The following is a 15,445-nucleotide window of genomic DNA, read 5'->3' as shown; positions in this document are numbered from 1 at the left end:
TGGTCGAGGGAATCAACAATAAACTTAAACTAATAAAACGAAGAGGCTATGGCTTTAGAAACTTTCGGAATTTTTGGGTTAGAAGTATGTTATCTTGGCATCTTGTCTGTTGATTTAGCATAAAGAGTAACGAAGAGCCTGACCAATTTGCTAAAAACTATCTGGAAGAATTATTATCGCCTCTAGGCCAGGTAGAAATTAGCAAGGAAATTACCGACGAAAACCGACAAATTGATCTATTTTTTTCGCCTCATCCAGATCGGCAGATAACTGTCGATAATCTAGGATTATTAGGTCAAATTGCCCTAAATAGCGCTCTCCTAGAACCCTATCGTAATTCTTCCACTCGTGCCGATGTGCGTAATTGTCTGGCGAAATTAACCGCCGTTTTTGCTGAACTACAGCGACAGGCCAAACGAGAAAATAGCCCCTACAATGAGGAAATTTTGCCCCGTTTATGGATTCTTGCCCCTCTGGTTAGTGAAACTATATTAAACGGTTTTGGGGCGGCCTTAGACCCGAATTGGCCCGAAGGGGTCTATTTCTTGCCTCCTTTGCAGCGCACGGCTATTATCAATCGAATCCGCCCGCGAGGACTTATTTAAGCGTTTTTGTTATCTAACTCCCCAGTAGATGGGAGAGGGGAAATGGGAGAGGGGAGAAAAAAGCTGACACTGATAACTGATAACTGATAACTGATAACTGATAACTGATAACTGATAACTGATAACTGATAACTGATAACTGATAACTGACTTCTAACCCAATGTGCGCCAAAGATAAGCAAAAATTATTTATTGACTCCAAAAACTTGAGAATATTTAAATTAACATTTCGCAATATTTACAAATTCTTAAGAATTAATTGAGAAAGATTTTTATTTAACAACGATGTTGTAATGGTTACAGCGATTTGATAGAATTTTAAAGTCGGTTATTCTGTGCTTTTTTAGACAGCAATGGTTGAAACCCTTGCTACACCTACAGGGTGATTCCAATTGAGACGGGTAAATTGGTCAGTTTCACCCACAACGATGATCTTTTTTTTGTGTAGTTTTATTGCAAAGAAAAAGTTTTTTTGACAAAAAGCACAAAGTATGCAGTAGCAGTTATGGCAGAGTGGGGGTTGGGGAAGTGGGGAAGTGGGGAAGTGGGGAAGTGGGGAAGTGGGGGAATTTCAACTAAAACCCTAAAGCCCCAACACCCTATCACCCCAAAACCCTATTACCCGACCACCGATCACTGAATTTACCGTTTAGCGGCAACAATGGCAAAAACGGTGGTATGGGGATCGTCTTTTAAAGTCACCCCTTCTGGCATTTTCAAATCACCCACGAGCAGGGATTGCCCCACACCGATCTCCGAAACATCAAATTCGATCACTTCCGGGATATTATCAGCAATACAGGAGACATTAACTTCGTTGACGAACTGTTCGATTAAACCGCCCTGTTTAGTTCCGATCGCTTCTCCCATGGCTTTAATCGGAACAACGATATCGAGCTTACCGTGGGCAGATACTGAGAAGAAACTGAGGTGATAGAGATTTCTTTTCCAAGGATGAGATTGTACCTCTTGGATCAAAGCTTTTCCCGTCCAGGGCATTTCGGGAACATTCACATCCACCAAGGTATTATTTACCGAGGCCTTTTTGAGCAGGGTTAAGGCCGCTTTTTCTCCCACCACGAGGGAAACCGATTCCGTGCCGCTGTGGCCGTAGAGAACCGCCGGGATCAAACCCTGACGACGTAGGGCCCTGGGGTTAATATTTTCGGGTCTTTTTTGACATTCAACGCTAACTTGCATAGTTGACTAATCCTCTTTGGCAATGATTTAAAATTCGTAATTATCCCAAGGCGAGCCATTTTCGTCCAAAAGAGCGCGTTTTGGCCCGTGAATGGGGTCTTCAACGATAATAGTTTGGTCGCGACTAGCTCCTAGGGAGATAATCGCGATCGGTACTTCCATGATCGCCCCCAGGAATTTTAGATAATCGAGGGCCTGTTTGGGCAGGTCTTCCAGACTGCGACAATCACTGGTGGGTTGTTGCCACCCCGGCATCGTTCGGTAAATCGGTTGACAACGGGCGAATTCCACCGCACTGCTGGGTAAATGGCGACAGGTTTGGCCGTCCAATTGGTAGGCGACACAGACTTTGATTTCCTCTAGGGTATCGAGAACATCTAATTTGGTAATCGCTAGACAGTCTAAACCATTGATTCGCACCGCGTAACGACCGATAACCGCATCAAACCAACCGCAACGACGACGACGGCCGGTGGTGGTCCCGAATTCCGCCCCACGATCGCACAATAACTGCTCGATCTCCCCCTCTAATTCCGTGGGAAATGGACCTTCGCCTACCCTAGTGGTGTAAGCTTTAGCCACACCGATCACTCGATCGATTACCGTCGGACCGATGCCAGAACCCACACAAGCGCCGCCGGCGATCGGATTGGAGGAGGTAACGTAGGGATAGGTTCCGTGATCGAGGTCGAGTAAGGTTCCTTGGGCCCCTTCAAAGAGAATATTCTGACGCTTGCGGATTGCTTCGTAGATTTTTAAGGAACTATCGACCACATGGGGACGCAGTTTCTCGGCATATTCTAGATATTCCTCGATCACCGTCTTCGCATCTAAAGGCGGTAAGTTATATAACTTTTCTAAAATGACGTTTTTATAATTGATCGTCCATTCTAGTTTTTGCCGCAGATTCTCGGTATTCATCAAGTCGATGACTCGAATGCCGATGCGCTCGGATTTGTCGGCATAGGTGGGGCCGATACCCCTTCCCGTGGTGCCGATTTTATATTTACCCCGTTTTTCCTCGGATGCTTGATCGAGCAGCCGATGATAGGGCATAGTGACATGAGCCGTTTGCGAGATATAGAGATTGTCGGTGGTAACATTGAGGGCGTGTAATTGCGCCATCTCTTTGAGTAACACCGAGGGATCTATGACTGTTCCCGAGCCGATTATACATTCCGTATCTGGGTAGAGAATCCCAGAGGGAATTAGATGGAGTTTGAACGTTTGATCCTCGACGACGACGGTATGACCCGCATTTACGCCACCTTGAGAACGCACCACTACATCCGCCGATCGACTCAGCAGATCCGTGATTTTTCCTTTTCCTTCGTCGCCCCATTGGGCACCAATCACTATAACGTTAGCCAAGGGTTTATTGAGTCTAGCTAAAGTTCACACAAACTACCATTATCTACACTGGATAGACATTTTGTCAAGAGCGATATTGATTTAGTTATGGCTTTATTTCGCCCTTCACCACGTTTATTCAGCCTATTTACCTTTTTCTTGTCGCTCTGCGGTGCGGCATCGTTCTTTTTCCAGGGGAAACCACGCCGCCAGCAAAACCCATTGGCGATCACCAATTCCTAGGTAGTAAGGCATTACGAGTGAGAATTTCAGCGGTTGTGTACTGGGGCAGTATTGGGTATCAAGAGTTGACCACAAGCCAAAAAATGCGAACTACACTAGGCTAGGGGAATGGGGAATTACTTGTCAAAGAAGGGTTGATATGTTAAAGTGTGTTGCAAATATGAAAAAATATAAAAAATATCAACTAACTACTCAACTTCTCTCCTATGGATATAAGTAAATCTGCGAGTAGCTATCGACCTGAGATTGACGGACTCAGAGCTATAGCTGTCCTAGCCGTAATTATTAACCATTTTAACAAAGACCTATTGCCCAGTGGTTATCTAGGTGTAGATATTTTTTTTGTTATTTCTGGTTATGTAATCACTGCATCTCTAGCGAAGCGAACACAGAAAAACTTTAACGAATTTATTGGGGGATTCTATGGAAGAAGAGTAAAGCGTCTGATGCCCGCTCTAGTGCTGTGCGTAATTATTAGCAGCATTCTCATTTGCCTATTTGAAGTTTATCCTATAGCCTCTCTCAGAACGGGAATCGGGTCTCTTTTCGGAGTCTCAAATCTTTATCTGCTTAAGCAAGCCACCGACTATTTTGGGGTGTGGGCAGAGAGGAACATTTTTACTCACACTTGGTCTTTGGGCGTTGAGGAGCAGTTTTATCTATTATTTCCCTTTTTAGTTTGGTTAACAGGCTTTACTCAGCAAACCATCAAAGGATCGAAAAATCTTTTTTGGTTGATGTGCGTGCTTTCCACTGCTTCCCTAGTCTCTTTCATTCACTTTAACGCAGCCTATCAACCAGGGGCATACTTCCTGATGACTTCTCGTTTTTGGGAGATGGGAGCAGGGAGTCTCCTTTTCCTTTTCCTATACAATCGTAAAAGTAGCCTTCATGATTATCTGAAAAAGTTGCCTGCTGGTATAGCTATATTATGCCTACTAGCCATTATGTTTGTACCGAGTCAATTTATTGTCCTCGTAACAATCGCCTGTGTATTATTAACAGCAATAGCCATTACTTCCCTACGTCCTCAAACCAAGATATTCAACCTACTCACTCAGCCTCAGGTGGTTTTTATTGGTTTAATTTCCTACTCGTTGTATCTCTGGCATTGGGCAGTAATTGTTTTAAGTAAATTGACCGTGGGGATCAATTTATGGACATTCCCTATACAATTACTGTGCATAGTATTAGCTTCTCTTGCTTCTTACTATTGGGTAGAAAAACCCTTTAGACATAAGCAATGGTCTAACTCTCAAGGGAAATCTATACTATATGGTATAACTGCTTATGCGATGGCAACTGTCCTATTAATCGGACTTCTATCCTCCCCCGCAAGAGCTTTATATACCGGCAGCAAGAATCAGCAAAAGCCAGATAATATCTCCGAGAAAAAATCTGTAATAGTACAGGATAAAAAGCAAGGTAAGATAATTCTTATTGGTGATAGTCACGCTATTCATTACAAAGGAATGGTAGAACAGGTGGCTGAGGAGCTTAAAATGAATAGCAAAGTAGTAGCAATTAACGCCACCATATTCCCAACTATGGACTATTCCAGTTCCGTAGGAGGAATGACCTTAGCCAAAAATCAGAACAATAATAAAACCCTAAACAAAAAAGTATATAATCAAATTAATCGTTTAGATCCTCAAGAAAACAATATCATCATTCTATCTTCCTACCTCGCTTATTATTTTGGACAGCCGCGTATTGGCACGAGGAGATACGAGAGAATCAATTATTATCTTGAATCGGGAGTAACAGAAAACCCTCAAGATGCTCTACTAAGATGGCTGAAGGAGCTTAAGAATTTTGCTCAAGACAATCAGAATATAAAAATAGTTGTTATGTTCCCAACTCCTGAGATGCCTGATTTATATCCTTTAGACTTGTGTACTCAAGAATGGTTCAGGAGAAAGCCATCGGATAAGTGTTTCGTCAAGATGGAGCGGGAAGAACTAACGAAAAAGAATGAGAAATTTACAATCATTCTACGTCGGGAAATTGAGAGCATTCCCAATTTAGTCGCTTTCGATCCCTTTGCCTTACTATGTCCTCAGAGTGAGAAGTATTGTCATGCTGTACAGGATAATCAAAGGCTCTATTCCGATGAGAACCATCTTACTCTCCAGGCTACAGATAAAATTCGAGATAACTTCTTGCAATTTTTGCAACGATTGACTAAGGAAGGCTTTTCTCGTCACAGTACATAGTATCTAGTTGATTTTCTAAGTCTTGAGGAAATGTTAAAGATTACTGGAGGACTGAAGAAACAGTTGACAATAGCAGTAGAAAGCGAGCTACTAAAAGCTGACTCTCTCAACAGCTAGGGAAGAAAAGCCTGCCTCTCGGGAGCATCTCATTTATACAAGTGAGTAATTATACTTATCCCTAAAACTGTTTTCTAGCAAGGCTTTCAAAATAGCTTGACATAAAAACCTGATTTAGGGGTTACAAAGGTGAGATGCTCCCGTGCCTCTCCTCATAAGTAGCCTATACTCAAGGGATTTAGTATCATGATAACTTTAATTTACGCTCTTGACATTCTTGGCGGGAAGTGCTGCCACAAGTGTTGAAGAAGAAGGGAAACATAGACTAAGGGGCCTGCGATAACTCTACGTCTCCTATCTTGACGAAAATTTTCAAAAAAGTCTAACCGTTAAGTCGCCATAATAACCACAGACCTAACCCAAAACCGAAAAAATTAGGCAGCCAGGCAGCTAGGAAGGGGGAGAGGGTGGCGGTTAGTCCCAAGCTGCCCACTAAGAAGTTGAAAAGATAGTAGAGAAAAACAATGGCGACACTGAGACCGAAACTGGTTCCCCGACCGATTCTTTGCGGTAGAGAACCCAAGGCACAACCTATGGTAGCAAAGACGATACAGACAAAGGGAAAGGCGATTTTTTGCTGGATTCGCACTTGAAAAAACCTGACTCTCTTATCATCGCCACTGAGTTTGAGCAGTTGCACATATTCGATCGCCTGTGGTATGTTCATCTCGTAGGGATCGCGGCTTTGACGAGCAAAATCGAAAGCGGAGCGAGATAAAGCGATTTTTTCGGCTTTAAAGGGGATAACTTGGCTATAGGAGGCGTTAGGGGGGGTTAATTCATAGATAATGCCGTTAAAAAAGTCCCAGACGTTATCGACGGCATTCCAACGGGCCGAATCGGCGATAATAATTTGATTTAATTCTTGTTTTAGCCAACGGATAACGGTGACGGTTTTCATCTTTTCCCCGTCAAATTGTTCGGCATAAAATAAACTTCTTAAATTGCGATTAATCGCACCATTTTCTAGGGTTTTTATTTCATAATCGGGATAATAAAAATCTTTATTTTTCCAAAAACTTGCTTCTTTATTAATTTTCTGCACTAAAATTTCTGTGGCTCGATAATTAGCATTGGGAACCACATATTCATTTAATAAAAATGTCACGACTGTAACTATTAAACTCAGGCAAAAAGTGGGTATAAAAAGACGATAAAGAGTGACTCCACAGCTTTGCAGGGCAACGGTTTCACTATCACTACTTAAACGACCGTAGGTGATTAAAGTGGCCAGCAAAAGAGAAACTGGTAGGGAATAAGTGACAAATTCTGGGACTTTTAACAGGAGAATTTCTAGGGCCGAAGCGAGGGGTAGATTCGCATCAACTACCTGATTAGCTAAATCGGAAAGATTCCCGATCGCTACTCCCAAAGAGGCAAATAAACCAACACTAAATAAAAATGGGGGTAGTAGTTGGCTGATCAGATAGCGATCAATGAGGGCAATACCTCTATTTACCCAGTAAGAAATCTTTTTCTTAATCATTGATTTTGGTTAACTCACTCCTATTTCATCCCATTTCCTAACCCGCAGCCGTCTTGCTTACACCTTCGGTTAGCCTATCATATTTTGTCTTTGACGAAAAACACCGCCGGAAGTTGTATGATTGCGGGGAGAGTGGACAGAAGTAAGGATTTGGGTGAGTGTAGATAATTTTTCTGTTCCTATTCCCCGATCATCCCCAGGTGAATTATGCTGCTAAACTGGCAAACTTTTACTATTCATAAACGAGTACCTTTAAGGATTAGTCGCGGCACTACCAGCGAAAATACTAATATCTGGCTGAAAATTAGCGAGGAAAATATCGAAGGTTGGGGAGAGGCATCCCCTTTTGATATTACCAGCGAGGAGAAAAACCCCGATAAAATCCTGCAAGAATTAAACTCGATCGCTCCTATTTTACAATCTTTTCACCCCTGTCAACGCCAAGAAATTGAGAAAATTTTATGGCAAAATCAGATATCTTCGGCTACTCGTGCCGCTATTGATACGGCACTGCACGACTGGTTAGGCAAAAAAGCTAATTTACCTCTCTGGCAAATTTTTGGACTCGATCGCTCTTTGATTCCGCCAGTTTCTGTTACTATCGGTTTAAATTCTCCAGAAAATGTGCAGAAAAGGCTGTTAGATTGGCTAGAAATCGGCGATTTTAGCTTATTAAAAGTCAAATTAGGCTCACCGGACGGTATAGAAGCCGATCAAGCCATAATTCTGGCCATTAAAGAAATTGTCCCCCATTTGCCCCTAACTGTCGATGCTAATGGTGGTTGGCAATTTAGCGATGCGGTGAAAATGTGCCAATGGTTAGAGGAAAAAGGCGTTATTTATGTGGAACAACCCCTATCCGTCGGACAAGAACGAGATTTAATTGATTTATACCAAAAATCGCCCCTACCTATCTTCGTCGATGAAAGCTGTTTTTCTAGTCAAGATATCCTGAAACTGGCCGATCGAGTCCACGGCATTAATATTAAACTAATGAAAGCTGGTGGATTAGCCGAAGTGCAGAGAATGATTCATGTTGCCCAAGCTTGCCGACTGCAAATTATGTTCGGATGTTACTCTGATAGCAGTTTAGCCAATACTGCCCTAGCACATCTTGGCCCGCTTGTCAACTATCTTGACCTAGATAGTCATTTAAATTTACGCGATGATCCCTTCACGGGATTAAGCTTAGAAAAGGGACGTTTACAACCAAATAATTCACCCGGTTTGGGTGTTAGTTTACGGACAAAAGATGACTAATTATTTGACTCCTGACAAGAAAGTAGCGATTCTTCTCCACGAAGGAATCAAAGGAACTCGCGGCAAAACCGGATTAAGTTATCTGCGTTACGGGAAAGCGCAGGTAGTGGCGATTATTGACGCAGAAAGCGCCGGCAGCACCTTAAAAGAAGTGGCCGGAATCGATCGCCCCTTGCCGATTGTTGCTAGTGTTAAGGAAGCTTTAACCTATCATCCCGATACTCTGTTAATTGGCATCGCACCCTCAGGAGGCATTTTACCCCCCCATTGGCTAGAAGAAATTAAAGAGGGGGTAAATGCGGGGTTATCCCTCGTTAATGGTCTCCATACACCCCTAAAACCCCTTTTTCTTCAGCTTAAACCGGATCAATGGATTTGGGATATCCGTCTGGAACCCCAAGACTTAAAAATTGGGCAAGCGCAGGCGAAAAATTTAACCTGTCAGCGTATTTTAACCGTAGGCACGGATATGAGTGTGGGCAAAATGTCCACTAGCATCGAATTACATCGGGTTGCCCAAGAAAAAGGGCTAAAATCGCAATTTTTAGCCACTGGACAGGGGGGAATTATGATCGCAGGGAAAGGTGTACCCTTGGATGCAGTGCGCGTTGATTATGCCACTGGTGCGATCGAGGCTTTGGTGTTAGAATCAGCGGAAAATAACGATATTTTGTTTATTGAGGGTCAAGGCTCGCTATTACACCCCGGATCCACTGCTACCTTGCCCTTAATGCGTGGCAGTCAACCGACGGGGTTAATTCTCGTCCATCGTGCCGGACAAATTCATATCAAGGATTTACCCGATATTCTCATCCCTCCCCTAACAGAAGTGATTAAACTCTACGAAATGACTGCCAGCGCCGGGGGAAGTTTCGGGGAGGTGAAGGTAAAAGGGATTAGTTTAAATACTTTTCATCTTAGTCCGGAGGCGGCAGTTAAAGCTATAGAAACTGTGCAGGAGGAAACGGGGTTATTTTGTACCGATGTTGTCCGTTTTGGCGCTCAAGGGTTATTATCAGTGATCTGTGCCTAGTAATCAAATAGAGTTGTATAATTCCCTCTGTCAGGTAGATGGGTAAGTTTAGATTCATTTTTATACTGAATCGTTGCTAGAGATACTACTTTTATTCCAGAAACATATCGAAATATATACCTAAAAGTTTTATCTCATCCTAAACAATTTTACGAGAACGGATTAAATGTTCTCGAAGGTAATAAGCTCTTGATGAAGCTGTCTCAATAATGGCGTTTAATAGTATAAAACAAGATTCATGGAGTTTTTTGGGTAAAGAACCCGTATTTTCACTTTGTAGAAAACGTTGAATTGCCATTTCTAGATAAAATGCTGTATTCCTTGAGAGTAAATGAGTGTTTTCTTTCTCTTTTTGATGCTTGGCTAAAATAGGCAGTCCTGATTTACAGAAGATAGCAGGAAAATGATACATTAATGAAGCTAGAGATTTAAATACATCGCAATTTTGTCCCGCATTTTCCACAAATTCTAATATTAAGTCTTTACCAAGAGAAATATCCGCATTTTCATAATCAATTCTCTGCCAATCTAAGTCAGCGTGTAACATTCCACGAATTAATTTACGCTTATCACTTTCCTGTGTGTCAAAATTAGTATTAGCTAATTCGAGGGCAATATCTTGTACTGTTTTTGATAATTGATGCCAAAGTTTCCAGTATATTTCTATTTCTCCTTTTCTTTCAGCCACTACTGCAACATATAATAAAAGGGAATCAATAAAGCTTGGCATTTTTTCACACCCAATTCTCAACAAGTTAATATAGTCTTGAAAGTTGGAATCATGCAAATGAAATAAATATTCTGCAAAACGCTTGCCAAAATCATAGGGCAACTTGTAGTGCATCTCATATCTATTATTATGTTGATGATCACGGTTATTTTTTTCTTGCTCATATTCAAAGAAAAGATTTAATATTCTAGACAAGAATAGAATATGGCTAGATTCTCTTGAGCCATCTGGAATCATTAAGCAAGGGCTTAAAAGATACCAAGAGCTATGAGATTGAAAAGTAATTGCTTCAATGTTACTTAATAGCTTACGCTGAAGAAATTGTTTTGTAAATTTATTTTTTTTGGTTAATAATTTATTTAATTCATCGCTTATACTCTTGCCCTCGCTTTTTAAAAAAGATAATCGTCTTTTTAAAGCCCAATTTTCTTGTTTATTTTCAAAATGGGCATACTCAATTGATCCTATGAGACACATTTGAGCAAATTCTGGCTCTCTTTGCCATAAATATTTTCTAATTCCTTCTGCGGTTTGATGTCTGACATTCTGATTAACGTGAGTTAAGGCGATAATAATAACTTCCTTTAATCTTAATCTATCCTCATCTGTTGATATAAAATCAAATAAAAGAGGGAGAATAGATGCGGCTGATGCTGAACCATCGCAGTCTGTTTCATCCCATATTAAAATGTCATTTTCTATATTAGCATTGGCTACAGCGGCTTTAACAATTATCTCAATACACCAGTTAAGATCATATTCATTTAATTCTTGATGGTAATCTCTAATGAAAATTGATGCAGAAGTAACAACTCCACCATAGTTTATTATGGTAGAATCATTTGCTTGCCCAGATTTTAACTGTTCATCCCAATATTTTGCTTCAGACAATGCTTCTTGCCATGTTGAATAATATTCAGTTTCAAGGGGTTCGTTTCTCATTTTATTATCTGACCATAATTGCAGGGTATAGAGACGATTCATCTTTTGACTTCTTTCTAAGGCTTCTTGCTGACGTTCTTTCAAATCTGGTTCTAAATCTGGAGATTCGACTATTATTTTATTATTTTCATAATCAGGAGTCAATTTCCAGTTGCGGCTATCAATTCTATGAAGAAGAAAACGCATGATTTCATCTTTTGGTTCAGATTTATATAACTTATCAACAATTGCTAAGGCATCATTTCTCCATTCAGAAAGTTGAAGACTTATAATCAACATTTCTAAATCATTTTTTCGCCAAGAACGTAAAGCTGCAATACGCCTTTCTTCTGCATAAATTTTAGATAGTGTATCTATTGTAAAAGGATCATAATGCCAGTTAATTTCACTGCCTTCACGAACGGTTCTTACTTTATCTAGATGATAAAGTTTAGCATTTTGTAATAAAGGCAATGCTGCTTTTCCTACTTTTTGAGGAAATCCTGTTGCGACAGAAGCTAATACTGCTGTTGGCATGACAGAATTACTATTTCTTAAAATATAATCGAATAACCGATCTATTTGTTGATATTCAAGATTTTCTGCACAAGCAATTAACCAGTTTTCAAGTGCCATTAAAGCTGATTGTAATAAGTTAGGAACTACGGAGAAACCACGATACGCTCCCCATAAACGTCCAGAGCAATATTGTTGTATTTTTGAGCCATCATTTAGTTCTATTTCTATCGTTTCAATCAGTGGCTTAGAATAGCCTACCCTTAAGTAACTCGATTGACGGTGATAATCTAAATCTGAATGAGCATATTTATCGGCAGAGATATTAAGTAAGTTAAGAATGAAATCTAGACCTTGTTTACAATGAGAATGTAATAGATATTTGAAGGGGCCTTTAGCTCCACTAGCAGGTGAAAATTTATCCTCATAAAGCCCAAAACATTCGTCAACATCGATGCCTCTATAAGAAAATATACGATGTTCATCATCTTCATTATTTTCTTTTATAAACCATTCATCATAAGCTAACCTAATTAGAGATTCAGGAGCATATTTAGAAAAGAAAGCTGTCTCAATTCCCAGAAAAGCCATTTTACAAAAATCGTCGTAAAGCTTTTGTTTACCTTGTTCTTGTTGATAAATAAACAAGTCAGTTTCTAAAAGCTTCAAAAACTCTTGACGAATGGCAGGAATTGTTTTAATAATAAGACTCAATATTTTTTTACGATTATTATCATTTCTATTTCCATAAACACTTTTAAAATTATCTAATAAATAAAGAGCAAGCAATCCTACTTCACGGGCTGATGGTGGTAGTTCTTCATTAATATTTAAGATGGATGACCATTCATCTAATACGGCTACTATATGAGATAATAAATCGGTTGATAAAAGTTCTCTATTTTCATATAAAAAATGAATCATTACCTCCCAAGCTTTCCCATGAGGCTCTAGAGATGTTGATTGATTATTCTCTTGAATTTTCCAAGGTGTTTTACACGCAATACGGAGAATAAAGCAGAAACGTTTCAGAAGTTCCGCATTTTCCGTAAATAATTGATTTTTTAATTTTCTCAAAAACTTATCTGGATTGTCCCCTTGAAGGACTGCGAAAATTGTTTCATCTTGCCAACATCGTTGAATATTTTTGCTTTTCAGAATATCATAGACAAAATCATCAATATTATCGCCATCTCTTAATTTTTGATGAAGCCATAAACGAAAAGCTCGATTCATAGCAGGTTCATGACCAACCCCATCAAGAAACTTTGGTATATCATCTGAATCTTCTTGATAAATTTCCCCAATGTATTGTTCAATTGCCCAATCTTCTAAAATATCATGGGCGAGACTAACAAGATTTTTAGCATCACGACGGATTAAATTATCTTCTTCTAGTTTATTTAATGCCTCACTATCAAATTCATTTACCAGAATACCAGAAAGCATTTTTTTAGCTCGTTTAACGGCAATTTCTATAAATATTTTTCTTCGTTTTAAATGAATTCCATCTTTTCTTTCGTGTTCTTTGGCAATGACATTTTGCCAAACTGCAGCACGAAATTCTTTTTCTCCATCTTCGGGAGTAAATTCTTTTCCTGTTTCTAGCACTCTGTAGGCTAAGTCAGCATAAAATGGGCATTTGATTAAGTCTTTTAAGGTATGATTGTTAGACAAGGTTTTTAAAGATTGAATTTGCTCCGATAGTTGTTGTATCTCATCATCATTAAATCCTTTTATGTTTAAGGTTTCAAAATTAATTTTGTTAGGTTGAAGATAAGTAAAGATTATTTGATTATAAGCATAATTACGTCCAGTGGTAATAATCGTCCATCCTTGTTGTTTATTAATGAAATAAAGTAAATTAGTGAAGGCAGTTTTATTTTCCAATTCAAGAAGTTTTTCTAATGACTCTATGATTAAATATTTCTTGGGTATGATAGCAAAACTTTCTCCTAAATCTTGCAGTGAACTCTTTAATCCTATGGCAGAAAATACGCAATTAATATGAGATTGATCTAAGTCAGTGGTGCGTAAACAAAAAGTAGGAATATCCTGTTTAATCTGGTTAGCAAATTCTTTAATGAGACTAGATTTTCCTGAACCACGCTCACCCGTAACGAACACAAAATTAGTCGTTTTAGTGAGGCTAATTAATTGACTTAATATATCAGGTCTTTTGATATGAATGCCATTAATGGTAGATTTTATTTCATTTTCTAAAATGTAATTCCCATGTTCTTCAAGTTTACGGATATCTGATTCTACATTGAAAGAATTAATTACTTTTTGTAAAACCTCTTGTAATTGTTCTTGATTAACGTCATTTAAGAAAATGCCAATATTAGCAATTCCCCCTGTTACTAGGGTTTGAAAAGCTTTTGTATCGTCTTGATTAATTTGAGTTAGACGAGAATCATTTTTTATCGCCTCAATCAATTGTGAATTAGTCTTAATTTCGGCTTCTACCAGTGCGATGAGTTCAGGGGAATCTGCTTGGGGATTATTTTGCAGAATTTCGGCTATAATTTGGCAAAGTTGGGTAATTAAGTCACTCATAAGTAATAGGATAAAATTAACTTCTTAGTTGGAATAGGCAAGAGGTGGTTAGATATGTATAATTAATTGTGTCTAGCTACATAAATCATCGGCCTTAATTTAGTTTTTAGGAGTTTGTGCTTGATTAATATGATTTTCTCCAATGTAAGCTGTTCCTCCTTCAACTTTTGTCTGCCAACCTTTGGCATTATCAGAATTATTTTGAACCATACTACTATTATCTTGAATTTTCCCCGCTTGGATAGTCTGAGCTAAAACTCGTAATTCCTCGGCAAAATCACGATCTTCATCTAACACCACATCGAGATTTTTTGTAATCGTTTCAATCACCGTACTATCTCCATTTTCTACCCTAGCTAATGCGTCATCCACCTTAGCTGATTTTCCTGTTAATCGGGTTTTGATTTTTTCCCACAATATGGGGATTTTAGAAATTGCTTCAGTGGTAAAACGTTTAGCCAGTTCTCCTGTACCAGACTTGATAAATTCCTGTACTGCTAAATTGACGAGTAAACTTGTGGTTAAGGGATCATTCATGATTCAGTCCTCATTTTAACTTTCATAATTTTATTCTGCCCTATTTTCCTTAATCAGTAAACAGTGATCACTTCAATCATAGTCCATGACACAATCACAGCAATGACAGTCAAGACGGCATGGGAGAGGAAAGACCAGTAATGATCCGTGTTATCGTAAAAATGGGGATAGATGGGGGGTTTGGTCTTGCAAAATCGGCAAATAGGGATAAAATCAAAACAAGTTAATTTTTCGGCGACCATATCATGTTAACCCCATCGGATAGTAAATTATCTAAGCAGCAGCAGATTCTCTCGGCTGTTTCCGAAGAGGAACAGCTTAAACAGCAACGGATTCAGGAAGTGCTATTGTTAATAGATAGTTTATTCCAAAGAGAGGAAACGACTTTTAGAATTATCATCGACTGTCTTTACGATGTGGGTTCGTTAAATTTAATTAATAAAAAGTTTCCTCGTCGTAACTTAAATTTTATCATGAAAGCGATCGCTCGTTTTTCTAAGCCTATATTCAGAATTTATGCTCTCTATTGGGTGAAGAAAAATAGCCCTAAATTAATTACTAATTGGTTGGCTAGTAAGGTTAAATTCTAGATCGATCCCCCCTTAATCCCCCCTTAATAAGGGGGGTGCCGATCCCCCCTTGATAAACCCCAGAGACAGTAATCAGCACCAA

At 39.3% G+C, this 15,445-nt stretch carries 10 protein-coding genes and 1 pseudogene; 6 read left to right on the top strand and 5 right to left on the bottom strand.

Features of this window, described 5'->3' with window-relative positions; all coding sequences use genetic code 11:
- Both IM479_RS08000 and IM479_RS07995 read left to right on the top strand, forming a co-directional pair.
- Positions 1–113: transposase (locus tag IM479_RS08000; RefSeq protein WP_071784045.1), on the top strand; the 113-nt coding region annotated here is incomplete at its 5' end.
- 6 nt (positions 114–119) lie between these two features.
- Positions 120–575, top strand: a pseudogene (locus IM479_RS07995) (hypothetical protein); the annotation flags it as partial.
- A gap of 672 nt (positions 576–1,247) precedes the next feature.
- On the opposite strand, the gene IM479_RS07990 reads toward IM479_RS07995, so the two are convergent.
- Together IM479_RS07990 and IM479_RS07985 are read right to left on the bottom strand one after the other, a co-directional pair.
- Positions 1,248–1,805 (bottom strand): 50S ribosomal protein L25/general stress protein Ctc, encoded by a 558-nt coding sequence (locus tag IM479_RS07990; RefSeq protein WP_286826373.1) that lies wholly within the window; start codon positions 1,803–1,805, stop codon positions 1,248–1,250.
- Positions 1,806–1,832: 27 nt separating this feature from the next.
- Positions 1,833–3,176 (bottom strand): adenylosuccinate synthase, encoded by a 1,344-nt coding sequence (locus IM479_RS07985; RefSeq protein WP_286826374.1) that lies wholly within the window; start codon positions 3,174–3,176, stop codon positions 1,833–1,835.
- Between the two features lie 428 nt (positions 3,177–3,604).
- Here IM479_RS07985 and IM479_RS07980 point away from each other — a divergent pair, with 428 nt between their 5' ends.
- Positions 3,605–5,614 carry an acyltransferase family protein gene (locus tag IM479_RS07980; protein ID WP_287684433.1) on the top strand — a complete coding sequence of 670 codons (2,010 nt, stop codon included), beginning with the start codon at positions 3,605–3,607 and terminating at the stop codon, positions 5,612–5,614.
- Between the two features lie 439 nt (positions 5,615–6,053).
- On the opposite strand, the gene IM479_RS07975 is transcribed toward IM479_RS07980, so the two are convergent.
- Positions 6,054–7,217 (bottom strand): LptF/LptG family permease, encoded by a 1,164-nt coding sequence (locus IM479_RS07975; RefSeq protein ID WP_287684431.1) that lies wholly within the window; start codon positions 7,215–7,217, stop codon positions 6,054–6,056.
- Between the two features lie 207 nt (positions 7,218–7,424).
- Here IM479_RS07975 and IM479_RS07970 point away from each other — a divergent pair, with 207 nt between their 5' ends.
- Positions 7,425–8,477, top strand: a complete 1,053-nt coding sequence (locus IM479_RS07970; RefSeq protein ID WP_287684430.1) for a dipeptide epimerase — start codon at positions 7,425–7,427, stop codon at positions 8,475–8,477.
- Complete coding sequence (locus IM479_RS07965) at positions 8,470–9,510, top strand: N-acetyltransferase DgcN family protein (protein WP_287684429.1); 1,041 nt, start codon at positions 8,470–8,472, stop codon at positions 9,508–9,510. Before IM479_RS07970 ends, IM479_RS07965 begins: the two co-directional genes overlap by 8 nt.
- Before the next feature lie 139 nt (positions 9,511–9,649).
- Here IM479_RS07965 and IM479_RS07960 read toward each other — a convergent pair whose 3' ends face one another.
- Complete coding sequence (locus IM479_RS07960; RefSeq protein ID WP_287684427.1) at positions 9,650–14,236, bottom strand: ATP-binding protein; 4,587 nt, start codon at positions 14,234–14,236, stop codon at positions 9,650–9,652.
- A gap of 99 nt (positions 14,237–14,335) precedes the next feature.
- A complete protein-coding gene (locus IM479_RS07955; RefSeq protein WP_287684426.1) occupies positions 14,336–14,773 on the bottom strand; it encodes a hypothetical protein in 438 nt (145 codons plus the stop codon).
- A 245-nt stretch (positions 14,774–15,018) separates the two neighbouring features.
- Here IM479_RS07955 and IM479_RS07950 point away from each other — a divergent pair, with 245 nt between their 5' ends.
- Positions 15,019–15,363: a hypothetical protein gene (locus IM479_RS07950; protein WP_287077839.1), complete on the top strand. Its 345-nt coding sequence runs from the start codon at positions 15,019–15,021 to the stop codon at positions 15,361–15,363.
- The last annotated feature ends 82 nt before the right edge of the window (positions 15,364–15,445 follow it).

It is taken from the genome of Microcystis sp. M165S2, assembly GCF_020245885.1.
Taxonomy (GTDB): Bacteria; Cyanobacteriota; Cyanobacteriia; order Cyanobacteriales; family Microcystaceae; genus Microcystis.
The sequence above is the reverse complement of the archived record's forward strand: the minus strand, read 5'-3'. Positions and strand labels throughout refer to the sequence as shown.

Coding starts and splice junctions, on each gene's coding strand:
- IM479_RS07950 (WP_287077839.1), top strand. CDS start 15,019: ATGTTAACCCCATCGGATAGTAAATTATCTAAGCAGCAGCAGATTCTC.
- IM479_RS07960 (WP_287684427.1), bottom strand. CDS start 14,236: ATGAGTGACTTAATTACCCAACTTTGCCAAATTATAGCCGAAATTCTG.
- IM479_RS07980 (WP_287684433.1), top strand. CDS start 3,605: ATGGATATAAGTAAATCTGCGAGTAGCTATCGACCTGAGATTGACGGA.
- IM479_RS07990 (WP_286826373.1), bottom strand. CDS start 1,805: ATGCAAGTTAGCGTTGAATGTCAAAAAAGACCCGAAAATATTAACCCC.
- IM479_RS07975 (WP_287684431.1), bottom strand. CDS start 7,217: ATGATTAAGAAAAAGATTTCTTACTGGGTAAATAGAGGTATTGCCCTC.
- IM479_RS07955 (WP_287684426.1), bottom strand. CDS start 14,773: ATGAATGATCCCTTAACCACAAGTTTACTCGTCAATTTAGCAGTACAG.
- IM479_RS07965 (WP_287684429.1), top strand. CDS start 8,470: ATGACTAATTATTTGACTCCTGACAAGAAAGTAGCGATTCTTCTCCAC.
- IM479_RS07970 (WP_287684430.1), top strand. CDS start 7,425: ATGCTGCTAAACTGGCAAACTTTTACTATTCATAAACGAGTACCTTTA.